The following is a 21138-nucleotide window of genomic DNA, read 5'->3' as shown; positions in this document are numbered from 1 at the left end:
CGATCCGGTTCGAAGAATTCGAACTCAAGAAAATTCCGCCCTATACGCGGGCCCGAATGGGCATCGGCTATGTACCGCAGGGGCGCGAGATCTTTCCGCTGCTTACCGTCAAGGAAAACCTGCTTACAGGCTACGCGCCGCTCAAGCCCAAGGATCGTTCGATTCCCGACACGATCTTTGAGCTCTTTCCCGTGCTCAAAACCATGCTGAGCCGAAGGGGGGGCGACCTTTCGGGCGGGCAGCAGCAGCAATTGGCCATAGGGCGGGCGCTGGTGACCCGCCCCAGCCTTCTGGTCCTCGATGAGCCCACCGAAGGGATACAGCCCTCGATCATCAAGGATATCGGGCGGGCATTGCAGTTTTTGCGCGATGAGATGGGCATGACCATCCTTTTGGTCGAACAGTATCTCGATTTCTGCCGCGAATTGAGTGACCATATCTATGTCATGGATCGAGGAGAGATCATGCACGAGGGCCCCGCCTCCGATCTCGACGATCCCAACGTCAAACGGCATTTGATGGTCTGATGCTCGAAAGTCCGGTTTTCCAGGGTGGTACGCCCCGGTTGCAACGCGCCGAAGGCGAGGGCCGCGTCACGATCAAGGCGCGCGACGGCTTGTCGGTACTCGATACGCTTTATCAGTACGGCTGCGGCAAGATCCGAATACCCAAGGCCTACGGCAACTGGCTTGAAGCCGTGCTGATCAATACATCCGGGGGCTTGACCGGCGGCGACAGGATGGCCTGGTCGGCGACGGCTGCCGCAAACACCCATCTGGCCATCACCACGCAGGCGTGCGAGCGCATCTATCGTTCGACCGGCGGAGCGGCGCGCGTTACCACCACGCTGTCTGTTGAGCCGGGAGCCCGGCTCGACTGGCTGCCGCAGGAAACGATTGTGTTCGACGGCTCGGAGCTGGAGCGGACAATTGACGTCGATATGGCAAGAGATGCGACATTCCTCGGGCTTGAAGTGGTCATTCTCGGTCGCGAGGCACATGGGGAAGATGCCGTTTCGGCAATGATTTCAGATCGTTGGCGCGTGCGGCGCGATGGCGAACTCATCCACGCCGAGGCTGCCCGGCTCGATGCGCACGATATGCCGGCACGGGCCAACAGCGCTCTTCTGCAGGGCGCACGGGCTTATGGAACGCTGTGCTATATCGCAAAGGATGCAGAGCGGCGGGTTGAACATCTCAAGGCCCTGATCGCCGATCACCCCACTGCCGGGGTATCGCGTATCGGGGAGAAAATCGTGCTGCGGGCGACGGGCCGGTCAGGCTATCATCTGCGCAAAATCATCATGCCGGCAATCGCGGCGCTTTCAGGAGCCGGGGCCGTTCCCAAGCTCTGGTCACTCTAAAAGGGGCGGCAACATGAACCTCACACCGCGGGAAAAAGACAAGCTGCTGGTCTCGATGGCCGCCATGGTGGCGCGGCGACGGCTCGAGCGCGGCGTCAAGCTCAACCATCCTGAGGCGATCGCACTGATTACCGATTTCGTTGTCGAGGGCGCCCGCGACGGTCGTCCGGTCTCTGAACTGATGGAAGCGGGCGCGCATGTCATTTCGCGCGATCAGGTGATGGAGGGCATTGCCGAGATGATCAATGACATCCAGGTCGAAGCAACTTTTCCGGACGGGACCAAACTGGTCACCGTCCATTCTCCCATTCGCTAAGGAGCCCACCTCATGCTCAGACGTCTTTTTACGGCCCTCGTGCTTATTGTTGCCGGCACGGCGCCCGCCTTTGCCCATCTCGATCCTCTTGAACACGGCTCGTTTGCAGCCGGGTTTACCCACCCCCTGTTTGGACTCGATCATATCCTGGCCATGGTCGCCGTGGGCCTATGGGCCGCCTCGGTTGGCGGCAAGGCGTTGTGGGCGGTACCGGCCGCCTTTGTCGGCACAATGGCGGTCGGGTTCGGCGCGGCACTGGTTGGAATGCCGCTCCCGTTCGTCGAGCCGGTCATTCTGGCTTCGGTAATTTTTATCGGCATCATGGTGGCCCTCGCCCTGCCGTTGCCGGCAATTGGCGTCGGCGCCGTTGTTGCCTTCTTTGCACTGTTTCACGGCCACGCGCATGGTGGGGAAATGGGTGAGGCTGGCGCATTCGGTTATGCTGGCGGCTTTCTTGTCGCCACGGCGTTGCTTCACGCGGTTGGCGTTGCGCTGGGCGTCGGTCTTGGCCGGGCTCTGGCGACGACGCGCGGTGCCATCGGTACACGGATCGCAGGCGGTTTGACGGCGCTTGGCGGGCTATGGCTGGTTATCGCAGGTTAAGGACAGCGACATGATCCCAGGCGAAATCATCCCCAAACCCGGCGACATCGAACTCAATGCGGGACGCGAGACCGTGACGCTCGAGGTTGCCAACACCGGAGACCGGCCCATCCAGGTGGGTAGCCACTACCATTTTTTTGAAACCAACGCCGGGCTGGCCTTCGAAAGAGAGCGCACACGCGGCATGCGGCTCGATATTGCGGCCGGTACGGCCGTGCGGTTCGAGCCGGGTCAAACCCGTGAGGTGACCCTTGTCGCGCTGGACGGCGACCGCCGGATCTTCGGATTTCGCCAGATGGTCATGGGTTCGCTGGACAGATGATATGACTGCGGCCGGCATTTTCCATTGCGGGCAAAAAAAGAGGCGAGGTGCCTTGGCACCCCGCCCCCTAACATTTTCAAGTCGACGCTTATTGCGCCGCTTCACCTTCGACAGAGGCATCCGCTTCGGCCTCCCCTTCAACGCTCATGTCAGATTCCATGGCATCGTCGGCAAGTCCGGCGTCTTCAGCCGCTTCGGCTTCAGCCGAACTCTGGCTGTCGACAAAGACCGTCAGCGAACCATCGGCCTGGGTCCAGACGGCGAGAACTTCGCTTTCGGTATAGCCTTCGGCTTCGAGAGCAGCCGTGATGTCGGCATTACCCGAGATATTGGACTGCAGAAGGTCGATATCGGCCTCGAAGTCGGCACGCGACTCCGCGAAAGCGTCGGCGGTAAATTCACCGTCCTCGCCGAGCGAGGAGATTTCAACGATTTCGATATCGGTATCCGCAGTCACAGCCGAGAAGTCGGCAGTGCCGGCGCCATGGATCGCATCGTCGAGATCGGCGTAGGTGTAAGCACCAGCCGAAGCATCGGCATCCACGCCAACGCTTGTTTCACCGGCGCCTTCAGCAGGCATGCCGGCGTCCACGCCAACATCAACGCCGGCATCGGCTCCAACATCGGCGTTAGCGTCTTCGCCACCCAGTTCGGTCTGGACGCCACCGTCAAGGGTGACACCAGCGTCAGCGTCCTGGGCCATGGCTGCAAGCGGCATCGACAGAGTCAGAGCCGTGCCAAGAGCAAGAGCAGAGAGCTTATTCATTTTCATTCTCCGTTTGAGTTCGGTTTTACCGCCCCTCTGGAGCCTACAAACGAGCAAACGGGCTGGCGGTTGCATTTTGTTTAGAGGCAATCGGACGCATTCAAATTGGACCACGCCTGACCAAGAGGCTGAACTTTACCTTTGACGAGGAGCAGATAATGGCTGCCAGAATTTCCCGCGCGCTCTACGCCGACATGTATGGCCCAACGACCGGCGACAAGGTGCGGCTGGCCGATACCGAGCTGTTCATCGAGGTGGAAAAGGACTTCACGCTCTATGGCGAGGAAATAAAGTTTGGCGGCGGCAAGGTGATCCGTGACGGCATGGGGCAATCACAGGTTACTCGTGCCGCAGGCGCCGTCGATACGGTGATCACCAACGCGCTGATCGTCGATCACACGGGAATCTACAAGGCCGATATCGGGCTCAAGGACGGTATGATCGCCGCGATCGGCAAGGCGGGCAATCCAGATACCCAACCGGGGGTCAACATCATCGTGGGGCCGGGCACCGAAGCCATTGCCGCAGAAGGCAAGATCGTAACCGCCGGCGGGTTCGACTCCCACATCCATTTTGTCTGTCCCCAGCAGATCGAGGAAGCGTTGACCTCGGGGGTGACAACCATGCTGGGTGGCGGCACCGGCCCTGCGCATGGAACCATGGCCACGACATGCACGCCCGGCGCCTGGCATCTGGGCCGGATGATCCAATCGCTTGATGCATTTCCCATGAACATCGCGCTGGCCGGAAAAGGCAATGCCTCAAAGCCCGAGGCACTGGTGGAAATGATCATGGGTGGCGCGGCCGCTCTCAAGCTGCATGAAGACTGGGGGACGACGCCTGCCGCCATCGACAACTGCCTATCGGTGGCCGATGCCTATGACGTGCAGGTGATGATCCACACCGACACGCTCAACGAATCGGGCTTTGTCGAAGACACGATAAACGCCTTCAAGGGACGCACCATCCACGCCTTCCACACCGAGGGCGCCGGCGGCGGACACGCCCCCGACATCATCAAGGTGTGTGGGCTGGAAAACGTCATCCCTTCATCGACCAATCCGACGCGCCCCTATACGCGCAACACGCTGGCCGAGCACCTCGACATGCTCATGGTCTGCCACCATCTCGACCCTTCCATTGCCGAAGACGTGGCGTTTGCAGAAAGCCGCATCCGCAAGGAAACCATCGCCGCCGAGGACATCCTTCACGATATCGGCGCGTTTTCGATCATTGCCTCGGACAGCCAGGCCATGGGCCGGGTGGGCGAAGTGATCATCCGCACCTGGCAGACCGCCGACAAGATGAAGCGCCAGCGCGGCCCCCTGCCCGAGGAGAACGAGGATAACGATAATTTCCGGGTCAAGCGATACATTGCCAAATACACGATCAACCCGGCCATCGCTCACGGCATTTCGACCCATATCGGGTCTATCGAAGTGAGTAAACGCGCCGATCTGGTGGTTTGGAGCCCGGCTTTTTTCGGCGTTAAGCCCGAACTGGTGCTTATGGGCGGAATGATCGCCACCGCGCCGATGGGCGACCCCAACGCCTCGATTCCGACGCCGCAGCCCATGCACTACCGCCCTATGTTCGGCGCATACGGCAAAGCTACCGCAAACACGTCAGTGACTTTTGTTTCAAAGGCGGCGCTCGATAGCGGGCTCAAGGACGATCTGGGCGTCAACAAGTCCATGCTGGCGGTGGACAACACTCGCGGCGGTATCGGCAAATCGGCCATGATCCATAATAGCGCCACGCCTGACGTCACCGTCGATCCGGAAACCTACGAAGTGCGGGCCGATGGGGAATTGCTGACCTGCGAACCCGCCGATGTCTTGCCCATGGCACAGAGGTATTTCCTGTTCTAGGGCGCGTCGGAAGGCATCTGGCCTTCCAACAGGATCGGTCCTATAGAGGGTGGCACTGTCCATCGTCTATGACTTTCTGATGTCCTCTCCCCTTGCCAGCTTCCGCTCCGGCGCCCGCGCGTCAACGCCCATAGCCATCGGTTATGTGCTGGTCGGCATTGCGTTCGGCATCGCCGCGATCAAGGCTGGGTTTTCTGCGCTCGAGGCCATCATGCTCTCGGCGATCGTCTATGCGGGGGCGAGCCAGTTTCTGGTTCTGGCGCTTGTCGGTGCGGGCGCGCCGATCCTGATCACCGCACTTTCGATCATCGCCACCAATCTGCGGCATGTCTTTTACGGTCCGGCCATCCTTGAAGCGGCTCGGGACCGAGCAACCCGGCGTCATGCCTGGGCGTGGAGCTTTTTCCTTTCCGACGGCGCGTTCGGGTCGGCAATTATTGCGCTCAATCGAACAAAGGATCACTTTTCGCCGCGCTTCATGTTCGGCATCGCCGCGGGCCCCTATCTTTCCTGGGTGACCGGGACAGCGATCGGAGCCCTGCTGGGCACATCGCTTGCGGCCTGGCCAGCGGTCGATGCAGCCATGGGCTTTCTGATGCCGGCGCTGTTTCTGGCCATGGTGCTTTCGCTTCTCACCAAAGAGCACATCCCCGTGGTGATCGTTACCGCGTGCGTCACGCTTCCGCTGATTGTCCTGATTTCACCCACCGTCGGAATATTGGGTGGGATGATCTTTGGCGCCTTGTCGAGTCTTGTGATCCGGAGACGGACATGAACACCGAGTTTTTGATCATCACATTGCTGGTCGGGCTGGGGACCTGGATGCTGCGTTTTTTGCCGACGCGGTTCATGCGTGGCACGGGTGATCCCGATGCGCCACTGAGCCGGTTCTTGTCGGCAACCGGACCGGCGGCTATCGCTGCGCTTTATGTCGGCGCGATCCTACCCATGCTCTCGCCCGATCTGCACGCCATTGCACCGCTCGTTGGGGGCTCGGGGGCGGTGATTGCCATCTATTTCTGGTGTCGCGATGTTTCGCTGGCAACGCTTGGTGGAGCCATCGTCTATGGGCTGGTCTTTGCCATAGTGTGACCGGACCGGTCATGGTGCTGCCCGGAATCCGATGTTAGGTTTGATCCGCTAGATCTTAGAGGAGGCCGCCCATGAAGTCCTTTGTATTCGCCGCTTGTCTGGCTCTTGCCGCGTTGCCCGCCAGTGCCGTGGAAACCTCAATGCAGTTCGTTCTCGAATTCGAGGGCAACGCGCAACGCGATGTGATGACCTATCAGTGCGACGGGATCGATGAACCGATGAGTGTGCAATACATCAATGCCCATCCGACCTTTCTTGCCATTGTGCCGATCGAGGGCGAGGACATGATTTTCGTCAACGTCATCTCCGCCTCGGGTGCGCGTTATGTTTCAGGGCAATACGAATGGTGGTCGCGCGGCAATGAGGCAATGTTCACCGACATCATGGAGGGCACCGAGGAGGCCGAGGCCGAACCGGTGACCTGTCACGCGGCTCAGGACATTCCGTGATCTCTGGCGTGTTTCTTGCATCGGATGCCATGACCGAAAAAGGCTTGCAAAGAGGATGGCATGCGCGCGACAGGCGTTGAAACGAAAGGCAAATGGCAAGGGGCTCTTGCCGGGCGCGTTGAGCTGGCGCACGACCAGCGTGCGCTGCGCCGTAAGCTGGTGACACTCGATAACGGGCTCGATGTTCTTGTCGACCTGCCCCAAACCGTGGCGCTGGAAACCGGCGATGCATTGAAGCTCGAGGACGGGCGTTTCGCCGAAATCGTCGCGGCCAAAGAACCGCTCTATGCGATCACCGGCAACAGCACGACCCACCTTTCCCAATTGTGCTGGCATATCGGCAACCGGCACCTGCCCTGCCAGATTGAAGCGAAATCCGGCGTACCCCAACGACTTCTGATCGGACGCGACCACGTCATCAAGGACATGCTGGAAGGGCTGGGGGCAAAAGTCGCGGAGATCAACGCGCCGTTTTCGCCGCTGCGCGGTGCCTATTGGGGCCATGAGAACGGGAACGCGCATCATCACCATGGATGAGCAGACCGCGCTGATCCGGCTGTTTTCCTGGCTCTCACCGGCGTTTCCCATCGGCGGGTTTGCCTATAGCCAGGGCCTTGAAACGGCCGTTGCCGATGGGCGCGTCGGCGATGGCGGTCAACTTTCCGATTGGATCGGCGGTCAGTTGCATCGCGGCAGCCTGCGCACCGATGCCTATTTTCTCGCCATCGCTGCCCGCGCGGTGACCACATGCGACTGGACGGCGCTTGCCGAGGCCAATCAACTGTGTCTCGCCCTGCAAATATCGGCCGAGCGTGACAAGGAAACACGCGAACAGGCGCAATCTTTTCTCGACGCGGCTTCCGCATGGCCAACGTCCACACCAAAAGAGCTCAGCGCCGTTTTCGAGCGACCCATGGCCCTGCCGATTGCATTTGGCGCAACTGCTGGCCTGCACCGCGTTTCACCGGGAGCGGCAATCGCTGGTTTTGCCAACAGCGCGGTGGCGCAACAGATTTCGGTCGGTGTCCGGCTCATTCCACTGGGGCAAACGGCGGGCCTTGCCGTTCAGGCGGGCCTGGAAGCAAAAATCGCGCAGCTGAGCACAGAGGCGCTCTCGGCCCAATTGACCGACATTTCGGGCTTGTCCTATGGCACCGATATTGCAAGCCAGAAGCATGAAGACCTCAGGGTAAGGATTTTTCGATCATGAGTTCAAGAAACGGCCCGCTCCGTATCGGGATCGGGGGACCGGTGGGATCGGGCAAGACCACGCTCACCGAAAAACTCTGCAAGGCGCTGCGCGAGGATTATTCGGTGGGGGTGGTCACCAACGACATCTACACCAAGGAAGACGCCATGATGCTGGCGCGCCTGCAGGCCCTCCCCGAAGAGCGGATCCTGGGGATCGAAACCGGCGGCTGCCCGCATACGGCGATCCGCGAAGATGCCTCGATCAATCTGCGGGCCATCGCCGAGCTCAATGGGCGCATCCCCGACCTCGATATCGTCTTTATCGAATCGGGCGGCGACAATCTGGCAGCCACATTTTCTCCCGACCTCGCCGACATCACGCTCTATGTCATCTCGGTCTGCCAGGGAGAGGAAATCCCGCGCAAGGGCGGACCGGGCATTACGCGCTCGGACATGCTGGTCATCAACAAGGCCGATCTGGCCCCTTATGTCGAAGTGGATCTGGGCGTGATGGAGGCCGATGCCCTCCGGATGCGCAACGGCCAGCCCCACGTGTTCACCGACCTCAAGCGGGGTAAGGGGGTCGATGAAATCGTTGCGTTTCTTGAGCGTCACGGCGGGCTGGCCCGCACGCAAATTGCGCTTTAGGGGCAGCAGGGCCCCTGACGTCCGGTTGCGAGTCTTCATCTTCCTCACGCAGCGCAAGCAGGCTGATGGGGCCATTTTCGTGCATGACCTTACGGCTGATGCGCCGCAGATCCGCGTCGGCTAGCCCGAGATCGCGCCTCAGATGGGAATCGAGCCGTCTCAGCGCGCCATAGGTCTGGTGGAAAGCGACCCAATCGCGCAGCATCAAGGAGAAAGATCGGAACATGGAGCAGCCTTTCAGGCGCGCGCCGCGCGCCTTTTCCTTCATTTGAAAGATGGATGGCGGAGGGCGAAAGGAATTCGCCGAGTAGGTCGACTGTGCGCCCAGATGCCCCGCGGGCGCTACGGATGTGTTCGCAATGTTCATTTCATTTATGAAACACCGAGTGTCTGGCCACTCCCGCTCAGAAAGAATAAAATGGGAACATGAGCCAAACCGAATCCGGTACCGAACCGCAAATTGTCGACGGGCGTCAGTCACCCACCGCGCTGCGCGTGCAGCGGGGTGTGATGCGCTTTCTACGCTCGGTTCATGACATGACGTGCTTTGCCGAGGTGCCGCTTTCCAACGGACGGCGCGCCGACGTGATCGCTCTTGGTGGAAAGGGCGAAATCTGGATCGTGGAAATCAAATCGAGCCTTATGGACTATAAGGTCGATACCAAATGGCCAAACTACAAGGATTTCTGCGACCGGTTCTTTTTCTGCAAGCCGCCGGAGCTCGATGCGGAAATCTTTCCCGCAGAAGAAGGGCTGATGGTGGCTGATGGCCATTGGGGGGACATCCTGCGCCACGCACAGCACGATCCTCTCCCCGGGGCGCGGCGCAAGGCCATGCTTTTAAAGCTCGCCAGGTTGGGGGCCGACAGGGTCCACGCACTGATGGACCCCGAGACCCACAAGGAAGGCCTATTCTGAGGCGTGCGGCGCAAGCGTTGCGACAGTATTTCCCTCTCCATCGAGGAGCGTGAGCGTCTCATCGTTGATGCTGTAGTTCGATGTCGCGCCCAAAGCGTCAAAGAAGGCGTGTTCCTGATCCATTTCGGGTTCTTCGCAAGCCATCATCGTTGAAAAGATATCTGAAATCGAGAGGTTCCCATCGTCTTGGACGGTGACGGACCCGCCGTAAGTATTGCAACCACCAATGCCGCCCAAAGACGGATCGGTTTCTCCGAAAACGAGCGTCGTTTCCACGCCCTTGGCCGAGGGAGAGGCACCGAGCGTGGTCAACACCCAGCCTGTACCGGCCAGATCGGCGGGGAGGTCCGCACCGGCTTTTTTCCCATCACCGGTTTGAGGCGCAGGCTCGGTGCCACGCGCATTGACCAGCGGCACTGACACCAGTTCGGTCCGGGTCAGCGGCTCGACCGGAATGGTGGTATCATTGATGAACCAGAGTTCGCCATCGACTTCTATCCGCGCCGCGATAGCGTAGGAATGGCCCTCGGCGATAGCATCGGGGTCAAAATCGATGACAAAGCCGATCGGGACCTGGCCGGCGGGGTCAATGACGTCTTCGGCTATTGTTGTGGATGGCGCATCGGCCAGTGACACGTCGATGAGCGACACCGTGGCTACCGCATTTAAAGGCAGCGCCATGCGTTCACGATACGCGATGTCGCCGGTGATGGTCAGCGTATCCGCAAAGGCCGAGCCGGCCATCGTGATCGCTGCGAGCGCCGAAAGGCCGATGGGTTTTGCGACGGATCTCATGGCTAAAGTCTTTCTGATCTTTCGAGCAATAAATGAATGGCCAACCTTGTGGGTTCCGTGCGCTGAACAGAGGCTGAACGGATGCGCGCAGGTGGATTGTTGGGCCAGTCCCCTTGGCAGCGAGCTCTTTCCAGCTAACGCGCCGGACCTGGCGCAGCTCGCAGGGAAACCTGACGCACCGTCTGTCTTTCATCCGGCGTGAAGACCATTTCAGCAATGGCGGTGATATCGGAACCGATACGACTGACAGTCAACCGACCGTAGCAGGCCCACGGCAGAGCCTCATGGGAAAACGGGACTTCGAGCACAAGAACCTTCCCCGATTTCGACATGGCAACAAAGCGTTTTTGCAATGTATCCAGTGCGGGGTTGATATCCGGATCGAACAGCCAGCCAAACGCGCAAGCGGAGCGCCCATGCCGGTCAGGGTCGGGCTGGCGGCGACGATGGCCAGCCGGGCGTCGAAGAGCGCCAATGGCGCGCGGGCGCCCCGGACGTAATGGATCAATCCTGCGAGCAGGGGATCGGCCCGACCATGGATCAAAGCATCAATGATATCGCGATTGCGGGCCCCTGGCCTCTCCCGCCCGCTTTCCCAACGCGAGAGCTGACCCTGGCTTACGCCCAGAGCGCGAGCCAAGGCGTCCTGTTTGATGGAAAACCGGGCGCGATAGCCGCGCAAAGTCGCGCCAACATCGGCGCCTTGACCCATGGTGCACCCCCAGCCAATTCGAATGAACCGCCTTTGTTCGGTGTCATAGGACGATCTTGCGCATGACGTTTTCTTGAGGTGGCCGGTAGGTGAACCTGCTTAGATCCGGTGCCCGGCCATCGGCCGACGGCAATCTCTGCCGTGCCGCAAGGAAAATCATTTGAGTTGAATGCTTTTCCTCTGGCACAAGAAGAAAAACATATCGGGAGGACAAATGCCGTGATCGTTGTGTTCGGCTCCATCAATATCGATCTGATTGGTCACGCACCCACCCTGATGCGGCCAGGCGAAACCGTGCTGGGCACCAGCCTCGAATTTTCGCCCGGCGGGAAAGGTGGCAATCAGGCACTTGCCGCGAGCCGGGCTGGCGCGGAGGTCAAAATGGTCGGGTGCGTCGGAGGTGATGATTTTGCGACACGCGCCCTTGCCCTTCTGAGCGAGGCCGAGATCGATCTGTCAGGAGTGCGTCGGATGGACCGGCACACGGGGACTGCCCTTATCATCGTCGATGACGCGGGGGAGAACATGATTACCGTGTTGCCCGGCGCCAATTCGCGACTGACGGCAGCGGCGCTCGAGCACGCCGGCATTGTGGATGGAGACTATCTCCTGCTGCAGTTGGAAACACCGATGGAGGGGGTGCTGGGCGCCGCAGCGCTGGCTCGCGAAAATGGCGCCAAAGTCGTTCTCAATCTTGCGCCGTTCATGGACTTTGATCTGGCACTTCTGGACAATGTCGACGTCCTCGTAGTCAATGAGACCGAATTGGCCGGGGTGCTCAAAATGCTGGACGCTCCCAAGCTTGACGAGACCGAAGCCGTTGTCTGGCTCTCGGAAAAATTTGGTAATACTGTCGTGGCAACGCTCGGTTCGCGCGGCGCCGTTGCGGTGGCTGAAGGGGCGGTCACCACTGTTCCATCGCTCAAGATCAAACCGGTCGATACCGTCGGTGCCGGCGATACGTTCGTAGGCTATCTGGCTGCCGGCCTGGCGGAAGGAACCGAGCTGTCCCCGGCAATGAAGCGGGCTTCGGTTGCGGCCGGTCTGGCGTGCCTGACGCCAGGCGCCCAGCCATCCATTCCCGAACGCCTGGCTGTGGAAAACCGTATCGCAGCGGATGTCGAAGCCGGAGCACGATGACCCGTATCGAAACCCTGGCCATCGACCGTCTCGGCCATCGGGGCGAGGGCGTTGCCACGCTCGATGGTAAACCGGTCTTTGTCGCCCTGACGCTGGAAGGGGAAACTGTCACTGCCCAGATTGACGGCAATCGCGGCCGCCTTGTCGATATCATCGACCCCAGTCCCGCGCGGGGAGAACCCTTCTGCCCCCATTTTGGTGCATGCGGGGGGTGCCAGCTACAGCATCTCGAAGCGGGGGCCTATCGGCAGTTCAAGCGTGGCCTCGTCGTCGATGCCCTGTCACGCGCCGCGGTTCAAGCCGATGTGGCAGACCCGATCGTCGCTCATGGTGCGGGCCGTCGCCGGGCCACGTTACATGCCACGAAATCGGAGGCCGGGTTCATGGCGCTGCGCAGCCATGCGATCCACGATCTCGATATCTGCCCCATTCTCGTGCCCGCCCTGGTCCGCGCGCCGGAAATCGCGCGCGCCATTGCCGCGGTGGCGGGACCATGTGACATCAGCTTTACCGCCAGCGACATGGGACTCGATGTCTCCATCCGCGCCAAGAACGCCAAGCCCAGCGCAAGGCTGTCGGCGATCGCTCAAAAGTTCGACCTTGCCCGGCTCTCCCTCAACGGTGAACCTTTGATCCTTTTGCGTGCGCCCACGATGGCGATGGGCCAATCGAGTGTGGCCCTGCCCGTATCGAGTTTTTTGCAAGCAACGGCGGATGCCGAAGATGTTCTCGCGTCGCTGGTTATCGAGGCGGTCGAGGGCGCCAAGCAGGTCGCAGATCTTTTTTGCGGCATCGGTCCCTTTGCCCTGCGGCTCGCGGCAATAGCCCCGGTGTTTGCCGCCGATTCCGATGCCGCAGCGATCGGCGCGCTCGATACAGCAAAGCGCAAGACCAAAGGGCTCAAACCCATAACTGCAGAACGCCGCGACCTGTTTCGCGAACCGCTCGGCGTTTTCGAACTCAACCGCTTCGACGCTGTCGTACTCGATCCGCCCCGCGCCGGGGCGCAAGCCCAGGTGAAAGAACTGACGCAATCGAAAGTCAAAACCATAGCCTATGTCAGTTGCGACCCTCAGAGCTTTGCCCGGGATGCTGCAATTCTGATCGCTGGTGGTTATCGCATCGGCAAGGTAACGCCGGTCGACCAGTTCGCTTTTTCAACACACACCGAAGTGTTCGCCGCGTTCACTCGAACCTGACGGCGGCAGGCGGCTGCAAGCGATGTCGCATTGTCGCTGTTCCGGCGGCCCAGCAGCGTGGGGCAATCTGGCGGAGCCGCCCGTTCCGTTGGGTTCTCCACAGTCACAAAACCGTCGTCGATCCGTCATGCCAGTTTTATCGCTTGGGCCTAGGTCTGCGCTGGCAACGGCATCGCATTTGGCTTGGTGCCGACAGATCAATCAGGGTTTGGACCTAATCATGCTCAAGACATTGCTCGTCAGCTCCACGGCTGGCATAGCGCTTCTGGCCGGCGCCTCCTCGGCGTTTGCCCAGACCGAAATTTCTTTCTGGCACTCGATGGGTGGCGAACTGGGCGAGCGCGTCGCCGCCATCGCCGAGGATTTCAACGCCTCTCAGGAAGACTACGTCGTAAACGCCTCGTATCGCGGCGAATATGAAGAGACCATGGTCAACGCGATCGCCGCTTTCCGCGCCGGTGAGCAGCCCACCATCGTCCAGATCTACGAAGTCGGCACCGGCACCATGATGGCTGCCGAAGGCGCCGTCTATCCGGTTTACGAGCTGATGGAAGAACACGGCAACGACTTCGACCCGTCCGTGTATCTCCCGGTCGTTACCGGCTATTACACCGACACCAACGGCAACATGCTCTCGATGCCGTTCAACTCTTCGACCCCCATCCTTTACTACAACAAGGACGTGTTCGAAGCAGCCGGTCTTGATCCCGAAGTTGCGCCCTCCACCTGGGCGCAGGCCGAAGAATTCTCGCGCCAGATCATTGAATCGGGCGCTGCAAGCTGCGGCATGGCGATCACTTACACCGCCACGTGGATCGGCTCGGAAAATTTCTCCGCGCTCCACAACCTGCCTTACGGCTCGCTCGAAAACGGCTTTGGTGGCCTTGATACCGAATACACCTTCAACAGCCCCGAACTCGCCCGCTTCTGGGACGATCTGGCCCGTTGGCAGGATGAAGGCATCTTTGTTTATGGCGGCCCGGCCGGTGGTTCGGACAATGCTCCGGCCTTCTATTCGAGCGAGTGCGCCATCTATATGGGTTCGTCCGCCTCGCGCGCCGGCGTTATCGCCAATGCCGATTTCGAAGTTGGCTATGGCATGCTGCCGATCTATGACGACATCGAAGGCGCTCCGCAGAACTCGATCATCGGTGGCGCGACCCTGTGGGTTCTTTCGGGCCATGACGAAGCCGAGTACCAGGCGACAGCCGCCTTCCTCGACTACCTGTCCTCGGCCGAGGTTCAGGCCGAATGGCACCAGGGCACCGGCTATCTGCCGATCACCCAGGCTGCTTTCGAGCTGAGCCAGGAACAGGGCTATTACGACGAAAACCCCGGTGCCGATATCGCCATCGAGCAGATCAACCTCAACGCCCCGACCGAAAACTCCAAGGGCCTGCGCTTTGGCAACATGCCGCAGTTCCGCATGGTCATGGACGAGGAGCTGCAGTCGGTTCTGGCTGGCGAAAAGACCGGCCAGGAAGCTCTGGACTCTGCCGTCGAACGCGGCAACCAGATCCTGCGTGATTTCCAGGCCGCCAACTCCTAAGCGGATCCGAGAAACATCAATGGGACCCCGGCTTATTGGGCCGGGGTCTCGTCCATCAAACCGGTCCGACACAAGAAGACCGGTGGATGAGACGCTACCCAGGGGCGCTCAATGCAGACCAAACGGTCGATCTTCACCAATCGCTGGCTTCCCTACGCGCTTTTGGCGCCGCAGCTGGTGATCACTGCAATCTTTTTTCTTTGGCCAGCCAGCCAGGCCGTCAAATCGAGCTTCGAGCGCGAAGATCCGTTCGGCTTTAGGACCACATTCGTCTGGTTCGAAAATTACACCCGCATCCTTTCTGATCCGAGCTATCTCAATGCGCTTGGCCGAACTGCGGTGTTTGCCGTTTCGGTCACTGTGCTTTCGATGGGGTTTGCGCTGCTCCTGGCCGTCTGCGTCGACAGGATCCTGCGCACCGCGAAAGTCTATACCACCCTTCTGGTCTGGCCCTATGCGGTAGCGCCGGTTGTGGCAGGCGTGCTCTGGTGGTTCCTGTTCAACCCCACGATCGGGCTTTTGCCCTATGTGCTCGAGTGGTTTGGCATCGACTGGAACCATCGCGTCGACGGCACACAAGCGATGACGCTGATCACCATCGCCGCCGCGTGGAAGCAGATTTCCTATAATTTCCTGTTTTTTGTCGCCGGACTGCAATCAATCCCCGCCTCGCTGTCCGAAGCCGCTTCAATCGATGGCGCCGGACCGTTCAAACGGTTCTGGACCATCGTTTTTCCGCTGCTCTCTCCGACGACGTTTTTCCTTCTGATCATCAACATCAATTACGTGATGTTCGAGACCTTCGGGGTGATCGACGCCACGACCGGAGGTGGACCGGGCCAGTCAACGATGACGCTGGTCTACAAGGTCTATACTGACGGCGTGGCAGGGCTCAACATCGGCTCTTCATCGGCCCAATCGGTTCTTTTGATGGGCATTGTGATCATCCTCACCTTCATCCAGTTCCGCTACGTGGAACGTCGGGTCAATTACTAGGAAGGCCTCAGACATGGTTGAAAACAGGCCCTGGCTCGATTTCCTCACCCATCTGATCCTGATCGTCGGCGTTCTGATCGTCGCCTTTCCGGTCTATGTCGCGTTCATCGCTTCCACCCACGAACCTTCGGCTTTCGTGCGCGGCGTGATGCCGCTTCTGCCGGGCGACAACATGGGCGCCACCTATTCGCAGATGCTGGGTTCGGGTCTCGAGGTTGCGGGTACGCCGCCAGTGTGGCTGATGCTGGGCAATTCGTTCTGGATGGCCATGATCATTGCCGTGGGCAAGATCGCCATTTCGATCACCTCGGCGTTCGCCATCGTCTATTTCCGCTTTCCCTTCCGGATGCTGGCGTTCTGGATGATCTTTGTTACGCTGATGCTGCCCGTCGAGGTGCGCATCATTCCGACCTTTGCCGTCGTCGCCAATCTTGGAATGCTCAATTCCTATGCCGGGCTCACCCTTCCGCTGATCGCCTCGGCGACCGCCACGTTCCTGTTCCGGCAGTTCTTCATGACAGTGCCCGAAGAGCTGATGGAGGCTGCACGCGTCGATGGGGCGGGTCCGATGAAGTTCTTCAAGGACATCCTGATCCCCGTTTCTATCACCAACATCGCCGCGCTGTTCGTGATCATGTTCATCTATGGCTGGGTGCAATATCTCTGGCCGCTGCTCATCACGACCCAGGAGCAGTTCTATACAATCGTGATGGGTATCAAGCGGCTGATGGCCAATACCGATCGGGAGCCGGCCTGGAACCTTGTCATGGCGACCGTGATGCTGGCCATGGTCCCGCCCGTGCTCGTCGTCCTCCTCTTGCAGCGCCTGTTTATCAAGGGCCTGGTTGAAACCGAGAAATAACACCAATGGCTACAATCGAAATCTCCGACGTCCGCAAGATCTATCCCGGCAATGTCGAGGCGATCAAAGGCATCGACCTGTCGATCGAGGATGGCGACCTGGTCGTTCTCGTCGGCCCCTCGGGCTGCGGAAAATCGACCCTTTTGCGCATGCTGGCCGGGCTGGAAACCATCACGTCGGGCGAGGTTCGGATCGGCGAAAAACTCGTCAACAAGCTCGAACCGGCCGAACGCGACATCGCCATGGTGTTCCAGAACTATGCGCTCTATCCACATATGAGCGTGCGCGGCAATCTCGAATACGGGCTGAAAAACCGCAAGACGCCGAAGGCCGAGATCGAAGAGCGCGTCAATGAAGCGGCGCGCATTCTCGAAATCGAGGCCTTTCTCGACCGAAAGCCGCGTCAGCTTTCGGGCGGTCAGCGCCAGCGCGTGGCCATGGGCCGGGCCATCGTGCGCAAGCCCAAGGCATTCTTGTTCGACGAGCCGCTGTCCAATCTCGATGCCAAGCTGCGTGGGCAAATGCGGGTTGAAATTCGCAGGCTGCAGCGCACCTTGGGCACAACGTCGGTCTATGTGACCCACGATCAGCTCGAAGCCATGACGCTGGCCGACAAGCTGGTGGTGATGAATGGCGGAAAAATCGAACAGGTCGGCAAGCCGCTCGACATCTACACCAATCCCGAATCCGTGTTTGTCGCCGGCTTCATGGGGTCACCGGGCATGAACCTACTCGATACCCAGGCGCTTGCACGGGTGGCGGGCGCTCTGCCCGACTTCGTTTCACCCCAGTGTGGCACCATCGGCATCCGGCCCGAAGACATAACGCTGATGCCGCCGGCCGAGCCCCATCTCAAGCTCGATGTCATAGTGGACGCCGTCGAGCTGGTTGGATCGGAAAGTCTGGTCTATGCCCATGCGGAGGGGATCGCCAAGGAACTGGTGCTGCGTACACAGGGCATTCACCCCGGTGAGCATGACGACAGGCTGCCGCTCTTTGTCCAATACGCGCATCTGCATTGCTTTGACGCGGGCACCGGGCGGAAAATCGTGCGCTAAAAGGGCTTTGCCAGAATCGTGCCGCAGAGCGCGTTCACTGTTCCAGATGCGACCCAATCGGCCAGGGGCTTATCGGAGGACGACAGTGACGCGCCTTGTGACCATTCTGATGGCAGCGATGCTCGGCGTTCCCGCGCCTGGTCAAGCTCCGGATACCAGCGACTACGCAAAAACACTGTTCGGCCAGCTCTATCCTGCGGACCAATCGCTGGCCCAAGGCTGGGCGGCCGGGCTCGAGGGGTTGCTCGACCAGCTCAAACACAGCTCCGAGGATCAGGAAACTCTTGATTCCATTCCGGACTTTCAACGTCTGGTCGAGGCGGAGCATCTGCCATTCTCGATTGGCGAACTTGAAGGGGCCTGGCGGATGCGTTCGCTGCAGGCGACCGATTACGGGGCCTTCATCTATCAGTATTTTCCCGCCCGGATTTATCCTGAGGGTCAGGCCATGGTCCTTGATAAGGACTCGGGCAGTCAGCGGCATCGGGGCCTGATGGCTCAGCTTGACGCCGAAAGCGTGTTCTTTGTCGGCGCCCTCTATTACGGCTATGAGGGTCCGAGGATTTATTCAGCGATGACCCCGGGCGAGGTCACCGATGAGCAACGCGAGTTCGATGCCGTGGCTGAAATCTACAAAATCGGCGAAAATCACTTCCTAATGGCATTCGCGCCAAACGCAAACCGCTTCCGGCTTTATGAGATCCGCAAATAGCCGATCACGAAGATGGGTGTAACACGCTACACGAAGGCGGGGATAATGTTCCCGTTTCCACCCATTGGCCAGGTCGTGCGCGAAAAAGACGCGATATTTCTTCGTCCGCCGGTTGCTGCCGTCCCGATGCAGGACTAGCCATCAACGTCCATCCCTGTGTGACCTCTCAGTGCACAGGCGTGTGGATTATGGAGGAAAATCAAATGACTATTGCTACCCGCTCCCTTGTTGGAGCCATGGTTCTGCTCGCCTCGACTTCAGCATTCGGCCAGGATATGGCCGCTCAGCCGGGCGCTTCCGATGTCGGGTTGGATGCCCCCAGGCAAATCCTGTTCGTTGGCAATTCGTATTTCTATTACAATGACAGTCTGCACAATCACACCAGCCGCATGGTTGGCGAAGGCGAGGGGATCGAAGATCTGGCCTATCGCTCGATCACCATTTCGGGCGGTTCGCTCGACATGCACCCCTTCGCGCACTACCTCACGCCCGATGCGATCGGGTATGAGGAACCTTTCGATGTGGTGATTTTGCAAGGCCACAGCGCGGCGGCCAATTCGGAATCGCGCAGTGCACGCTTCCGGGACGCGGTGGTTGCCGCCGATGCGCTGATCGATGAAAGCGGTGCACAAACAGTGCTTTACATGAGCCACGCCTATGCCGAAGGGCACAACAGCCACGACCCGGAAATGACGGCAAATCTGGCCGCGCTTTATACCGATGTCGGGGCAGAAGTGGACGCGCTGGTGATCCCTGTGGGGCTGGCGTTTGCCAGGGCCTATGAGGAGCGGCCGGACCTCGAACTGCATATGGAGTTCGACCATAGCCACCCCAGTCTGGCCGGCACCTATCTGGCGGCGGCGACGACGTATGCGACGCTTTATGACGCTTCGCCGGTGGGGCTGGAGTATGATTATTTCGGCCGGCTGGATGGTGAAACCGCCGCTTTTCTGCAGCAGATTGCCGCGGATACCGTGGCGGAATTCCAAGGCAAATCCGGCTCTTAACGGTCGATCCGCGTTGAGAGAATGATTGATGACATGGTGCGCTCGACTCCGTCGAGCGCACCGATTTTGTCGATGACGGAGTCGAGTTCGGCGACGGAGGGGGCTTCGACGATGACGATCATGTCGAAACTGCCCGAGACCGAGTGGACAGCGCGGACTTCTATCAAATCATCTAAGAATCTGAAGACCTTAGGCGCGAGCTTGGGGGAGACCGTGACCATCAGATGGGCCCGGATCTGGCCGGCGAGATAGTCGTAGGAGAGCTTTACGACATAGCCGGCAATGGTGCCGTTGCGCTCGAGCCTTTCGAGGCGCGACTGGGCCGTACTCCTTGAAATTCCTAGCTTTCTTGCAATTTCGGCAACCGGCATGCGGGCGTTTTCGCGCAGCAGGGCGATCAGTTGGCGGTCGGCGTTAATTTTCGTCATTGTGGCGTAAATTTTCGTCTATTTGCGCTTTTCGCGCCGTTATTCTGTCTGATTGCGGGCTGCAAATCAACGAAACTGTGTGTCATCATGAAAAACATTGGCGCCAAAAGCTATGGAGTTGAGCGTTCGGTGCCACAACATTTGTGATCTTTGACCAAGAGGGGTTTTGGGATGAAAGAGATCGTTGTGATCGGCGCCGGACGGATCGGTGCGACCATCGCGGACATGGCCAGCCAGAGCGGCGATTTCGCGGTGACGGTGGTGGACCGATCGGCCGAAGCGCTGGCCGCGCTCGATATCGACGCGAAGGTGAAGACGGCGCGGTGTGAAGTGGCCGAGCCGGGAGAACTGGAAACAATCCTTTCTGGGAAATTTGCCGTTTTGTCTGCGGCGCCCTATTCGCTGACCACGCGGATCGCCGAAGCGACGGCGGCGGCAAAGGTTCATTATCTCGATCTGACCGAGGACGTGAAATCGACGCGGCGGGTGAAAGAGATCGCCGCAAAGGCCGAGACCGCCTTTATCCCCCAATGCGGGCTGGCGCCGGGGTTCATCGCCATTGCGGCGATGAGTCTGGCCAAACAGTTCGATACGCTGGACAGCGTGGCGATGAAGGTGGGGGCGCTGCCGCAGTTTCCCACCAATGTGCTCAATTACGCGCTGACCTGGTCGCCCGAGGGGGTAATCAACGAATATTGCGAGCCGTGCGAGGCGATCGTTAATGGGAAGATGGCGGAAATCGCGCCGCTCGAGGATATCGAGGACTTGACCATCGACGGGGTGGCTTACGAAGCGTTCAACACGTCGGGCGGGCTGGGCTCGACCCCGGAAAAGCTCTTGGGCAAGGTCAAAAGCCTCAACTATCGCACCATCCGCTATCCCGGCCATGCGCGGATCATGAAGCTGCTGCTCAACGATCTGAACCTTAAGGACCGGCGCGACCTGGCGCTGGACATTTTCCGGCATGCGCTGACCACGACCCGGCAGGACATGGTGGTGATCCGGGTCGATGTGACCGGCACCAAGGACGGTAAGCCGGCGCACGAGATTTTCGAGCGCACTGTGCTCTCGGGGTTCGTGGGCAAGAAGGAACGCTCGGCCATCCAGATCACGACGGCGGCGGGCATCCTGACGGTGCTCG

The 21138-nt window shown here is 59.8% G+C and carries 26 protein-coding genes; 22 read left to right on the top strand and 4 right to left on the bottom strand.

Going from position 1 to position 21138, the window contains the following annotated elements; all coding sequences use genetic code 11:
* The 5 genes from AACZ55_RS10105 to AACZ55_RS10085 form a co-directional block, all read left to right on the top strand.
* A partial coding sequence (locus AACZ55_RS10105) for an ATP-binding cassette domain-containing protein (protein WP_339645784.1) occupies window positions 1-527 on the top strand: 527 nt, incomplete at its 5' end.
* Window positions 527-1363, top strand: a complete 837-nt coding sequence (locus AACZ55_RS10100; RefSeq protein ID WP_339645782.1) for an urease accessory protein UreD — start codon at window positions 527-529, stop codon at window positions 1361-1363. The genes AACZ55_RS10105 and AACZ55_RS10100, both read left to right, overlap by 1 nt.
* Window positions 1364-1376: 13 nt before the next feature.
* Window positions 1377-1679 carry an urease subunit gamma gene (locus tag AACZ55_RS10095; protein ID WP_338608203.1) on the top strand — a complete coding sequence of 101 codons (303 nt, stop codon included), beginning with the start codon at window positions 1377-1379 and terminating at the stop codon, window positions 1677-1679.
* 12 nt (window positions 1680-1691) lie between these two features.
* Window positions 1692-2282: a HupE/UreJ family protein gene (locus AACZ55_RS10090; protein ID WP_339645780.1), complete on the top strand. Its 591-nt coding sequence runs from the start codon at window positions 1692-1694 to the stop codon at window positions 2280-2282.
* 10 nt (window positions 2283-2292) lie between these two features.
* A complete protein-coding gene (locus AACZ55_RS10085; RefSeq protein ID WP_338608205.1) occupies window positions 2293-2604 on the top strand; it encodes an urease subunit beta in 312 nt (103 codons plus the stop codon).
* 88 nt (window positions 2605-2692) lie between these two features.
* On the opposite strand, the gene AACZ55_RS10080 is transcribed toward AACZ55_RS10085, so the two are convergent.
* On the bottom strand, window positions 2693-3370 hold the full coding sequence (locus tag AACZ55_RS10080) for a hypothetical protein (RefSeq protein ID WP_339645778.1): 678 nt from the start codon (window positions 3368-3370) through the stop codon (window positions 2693-2695).
* Between the two features lie 158 nt (window positions 3371-3528).
* On the opposite strand from AACZ55_RS10080, the gene ureC reads away from it, so the two are divergent.
* The 8 genes from ureC to AACZ55_RS10040 all read left to right on the top strand — a co-directional run bounded on the left by ureC (window position 3529) and on the right by AACZ55_RS10040 (window position 9539).
* Window positions 3529-5241, top strand: a complete 1713-nt coding sequence (gene ureC / locus AACZ55_RS10075; protein WP_339645776.1) for an urease subunit alpha — start codon at window positions 3529-3531, stop codon at window positions 5239-5241.
* Window positions 5242-5290: 49 nt separating this feature from the next.
* Entirely contained in the window at window positions 5291-6016 is a 726-nt protein-coding gene (locus AACZ55_RS10070) for an AzlC family ABC transporter permease (protein ID WP_339645773.1), read from the top strand.
* A complete protein-coding gene (locus AACZ55_RS10065; protein WP_338608209.1) occupies window positions 6013-6333 on the top strand; it encodes an AzlD domain-containing protein in 321 nt (106 codons plus the stop codon). The genes AACZ55_RS10070 and AACZ55_RS10065 overlap by 4 nt, the downstream gene beginning before the upstream one ends.
* 71 nt (window positions 6334-6404) lie before the next feature.
* Window positions 6405-6782: an MliC family protein gene (locus tag AACZ55_RS10060; RefSeq protein ID WP_339645771.1), complete on the top strand. Its 378-nt coding sequence runs from the start codon at window positions 6405-6407 to the stop codon at window positions 6780-6782.
* A gap of 60 nt (window positions 6783-6842) precedes the next feature.
* Window positions 6843-7319 carry an urease accessory protein UreE gene (locus AACZ55_RS10055; protein ID WP_338608211.1) on the top strand — a complete coding sequence of 159 codons (477 nt, stop codon included), beginning with the start codon at window positions 6843-6845 and terminating at the stop codon, window positions 7317-7319.
* Window positions 7285-7992 (top strand): urease accessory UreF family protein, encoded by a 708-nt coding sequence (locus AACZ55_RS10050; RefSeq protein WP_339645768.1) that lies wholly within the window; start codon window positions 7285-7287, stop codon window positions 7990-7992. Before AACZ55_RS10055 ends, AACZ55_RS10050 begins: the two co-directional genes overlap by 35 nt.
* The gene (gene ureG, locus AACZ55_RS10045) at window positions 7989-8621 is read left to right on the top strand and encodes an urease accessory protein UreG (RefSeq protein ID WP_339645765.1); all 633 of its coding nucleotides are present in this window, start codon (window positions 7989-7991) and stop codon (window positions 8619-8621) included. The genes AACZ55_RS10050 and ureG overlap by 4 nt, the downstream gene beginning before the upstream one ends.
* 426 nt (window positions 8622-9047) lie before the next feature.
* Window positions 9048-9539: an MmcB family DNA repair protein gene (locus tag AACZ55_RS10040; protein WP_339645762.1), complete on the top strand. Its 492-nt coding sequence runs from the start codon at window positions 9048-9050 to the stop codon at window positions 9537-9539.
* Here AACZ55_RS10040 and AACZ55_RS10035 read toward each other — a convergent pair.
* Together AACZ55_RS10035 and AACZ55_RS10030 are read right to left on the bottom strand one after the other, a co-directional pair.
* Window positions 9531-10334, bottom strand: a complete 804-nt coding sequence (locus AACZ55_RS10035; protein WP_339645759.1) for a YbaY family lipoprotein — start codon at window positions 10332-10334, stop codon at window positions 9531-9533. The genes AACZ55_RS10040 and AACZ55_RS10035 overlap by 9 nt on opposite strands.
* A 250-nt stretch (window positions 10335-10584) precedes the next feature.
* Window positions 10585-11046, bottom strand: a complete 462-nt coding sequence (locus AACZ55_RS10030) for a helix-turn-helix domain-containing protein (RefSeq protein WP_339645756.1) — start codon at window positions 11044-11046, stop codon at window positions 10585-10587.
* Window positions 11047-11265: 219 nt separating this feature from the next.
* Between AACZ55_RS10030 and AACZ55_RS10025 the strand changes: the two genes are divergently transcribed.
* The 8 genes from AACZ55_RS10025 to AACZ55_RS09990 all read left to right on the top strand — a co-directional run bounded on the left by AACZ55_RS10025 (window position 11266) and on the right by AACZ55_RS09990 (window position 19569).
* On the top strand, window positions 11266-12186 hold the full coding sequence (locus AACZ55_RS10025) for a ribokinase (protein ID WP_338608217.1): 921 nt from the start codon (window positions 11266-11268) through the stop codon (window positions 12184-12186).
* Window positions 12183-13385: an RNA methyltransferase gene (locus AACZ55_RS10020; protein ID WP_339645753.1), complete on the top strand. Its 1203-nt coding sequence runs from the start codon at window positions 12183-12185 to the stop codon at window positions 13383-13385. Before AACZ55_RS10025 ends, AACZ55_RS10020 begins: the two co-directional genes overlap by 4 nt.
* A 220-nt stretch (window positions 13386-13605) precedes the next feature.
* Window positions 13606-14934 (top strand): sn-glycerol-3-phosphate ABC transporter substrate-binding protein UgpB, encoded by a 1329-nt coding sequence (gene ugpB, locus AACZ55_RS10015; RefSeq protein ID WP_338608219.1) that lies wholly within the window; start codon window positions 13606-13608, stop codon window positions 14932-14934.
* Between the two features lie 111 nt (window positions 14935-15045).
* Complete coding sequence (gene ugpA / locus AACZ55_RS10010; protein ID WP_338608220.1) at window positions 15046-15930, top strand: sn-glycerol-3-phosphate ABC transporter permease UgpA; 885 nt, start codon at window positions 15046-15048, stop codon at window positions 15928-15930.
* Window positions 15931-15943: 13 nt separating this feature from the next.
* On the top strand, window positions 15944-16792 hold the full coding sequence (ugpE, locus tag AACZ55_RS10005; protein WP_338608221.1) for a sn-glycerol-3-phosphate ABC transporter permease UgpE: 849 nt from the start codon (window positions 15944-15946) through the stop codon (window positions 16790-16792).
* A gap of 5 nt (window positions 16793-16797) precedes the next feature.
* Window positions 16798-17850 carry a sn-glycerol-3-phosphate import ATP-binding protein UgpC gene (locus AACZ55_RS10000; RefSeq protein WP_339645749.1) on the top strand — a complete coding sequence of 351 codons (1053 nt, stop codon included), beginning with the start codon at window positions 16798-16800 and terminating at the stop codon, window positions 17848-17850.
* Between the two features lie 85 nt (window positions 17851-17935).
* Complete coding sequence (locus tag AACZ55_RS09995) at window positions 17936-18562, top strand: DUF4893 domain-containing protein (protein ID WP_339645747.1); 627 nt, start codon at window positions 17936-17938, stop codon at window positions 18560-18562.
* Window positions 18563-18765: 203 nt separating this feature from the next.
* A complete protein-coding gene (locus AACZ55_RS09990) occupies window positions 18766-19569 on the top strand; it encodes a hypothetical protein (RefSeq protein ID WP_338608224.1) in 804 nt (267 codons plus the stop codon).
* Here AACZ55_RS09990 and AACZ55_RS09985 read toward each other — a convergent pair.
* Window positions 19566-19997, bottom strand: a complete 432-nt coding sequence (locus tag AACZ55_RS09985) for an Lrp/AsnC family transcriptional regulator (RefSeq protein WP_338608225.1) — start codon at window positions 19995-19997, stop codon at window positions 19566-19568. The genes AACZ55_RS09990 and AACZ55_RS09985 overlap by 4 nt on opposite strands.
* 171 nt (window positions 19998-20168) lie before the next feature.
* On the opposite strand from AACZ55_RS09985, the gene AACZ55_RS09980 reads away from it, so the two are divergent.
* Window positions 20169-21138: saccharopine dehydrogenase C-terminal domain-containing protein (locus tag AACZ55_RS09980; protein ID WP_339645745.1), on the top strand; the 970-nt coding region annotated here is incomplete at its 3' end.

The organism is uncultured Pelagibacterium sp., from assembly GCF_963972885.1.
Lineage (GTDB): Bacteria > Pseudomonadota > Alphaproteobacteria > Rhizobiales > Devosiaceae > Pelagibacterium > Pelagibacterium nitratireducens.
This window is presented reverse-complemented; position numbering and strand designations above follow the sequence as displayed.

Coding starts and splice junctions, on each gene's coding strand:
- AACZ55_RS10100 (WP_339645782.1), top strand. CDS start 527: ATGCTCGAAAGTCCGGTTTTCCAGGGTGGTACGCCCCGGTTGCAACGC.
- AACZ55_RS10095 (WP_338608203.1), top strand. CDS start 1,377: ATGAACCTCACACCGCGGGAAAAAGACAAGCTGCTGGTCTCGATGGCC.
- AACZ55_RS10090 (WP_339645780.1), top strand. CDS start 1,692: ATGCTCAGACGTCTTTTTACGGCCCTCGTGCTTATTGTTGCCGGCACG.
- AACZ55_RS10085 (WP_338608205.1), top strand. CDS start 2,293: ATGATCCCAGGCGAAATCATCCCCAAACCCGGCGACATCGAACTCAAT.
- AACZ55_RS10080 (WP_339645778.1), bottom strand. CDS start 3,370: ATGAATAAGCTCTCTGCTCTTGCTCTTGGCACGGCTCTGACTCTGTCG.
- ureC (WP_339645776.1), top strand. CDS start 3,529: ATGGCTGCCAGAATTTCCCGCGCGCTCTACGCCGACATGTATGGCCCA.
- AACZ55_RS10065 (WP_338608209.1), top strand. CDS start 6,013: ATGAACACCGAGTTTTTGATCATCACATTGCTGGTCGGGCTGGGGACC.
- AACZ55_RS10060 (WP_339645771.1), top strand. CDS start 6,405: ATGAAGTCCTTTGTATTCGCCGCTTGTCTGGCTCTTGCCGCGTTGCCC.
- AACZ55_RS10055 (WP_338608211.1), top strand. CDS start 6,843: ATGCGCGCGACAGGCGTTGAAACGAAAGGCAAATGGCAAGGGGCTCTT.
- AACZ55_RS10050 (WP_339645768.1), top strand. CDS start 7,285: ATGAGAACGGGAACGCGCATCATCACCATGGATGAGCAGACCGCGCTG.
- ureG (WP_339645765.1), top strand. CDS start 7,989: ATGAGTTCAAGAAACGGCCCGCTCCGTATCGGGATCGGGGGACCGGTG.
- AACZ55_RS10040 (WP_339645762.1), top strand. CDS start 9,048: ATGAGCCAAACCGAATCCGGTACCGAACCGCAAATTGTCGACGGGCGT.
- AACZ55_RS10035 (WP_339645759.1), bottom strand. CDS start 10,334: ATGAGATCCGTCGCAAAACCCATCGGCCTTTCGGCGCTCGCAGCGATC.
- AACZ55_RS10030 (WP_339645756.1), bottom strand. CDS start 11,046: ATGGGTCAAGGCGCCGATGTTGGCGCGACTTTGCGCGGCTATCGCGCC.
- AACZ55_RS10020 (WP_339645753.1), top strand. CDS start 12,183: ATGACCCGTATCGAAACCCTGGCCATCGACCGTCTCGGCCATCGGGGC.
- ugpB (WP_338608219.1), top strand. CDS start 13,606: ATGCTCAAGACATTGCTCGTCAGCTCCACGGCTGGCATAGCGCTTCTG.
- ugpA (WP_338608220.1), top strand. CDS start 15,046: ATGCAGACCAAACGGTCGATCTTCACCAATCGCTGGCTTCCCTACGCG.
- ugpE (WP_338608221.1), top strand. CDS start 15,944: ATGGTTGAAAACAGGCCCTGGCTCGATTTCCTCACCCATCTGATCCTG.
- AACZ55_RS10000 (WP_339645749.1), top strand. CDS start 16,798: ATGGCTACAATCGAAATCTCCGACGTCCGCAAGATCTATCCCGGCAAT.
- AACZ55_RS09990 (WP_338608224.1), top strand. CDS start 18,766: ATGACTATTGCTACCCGCTCCCTTGTTGGAGCCATGGTTCTGCTCGCC.
- AACZ55_RS09985 (WP_338608225.1), bottom strand. CDS start 19,997: ATGACGAAAATTAACGCCGACCGCCAACTGATCGCCCTGCTGCGCGAA.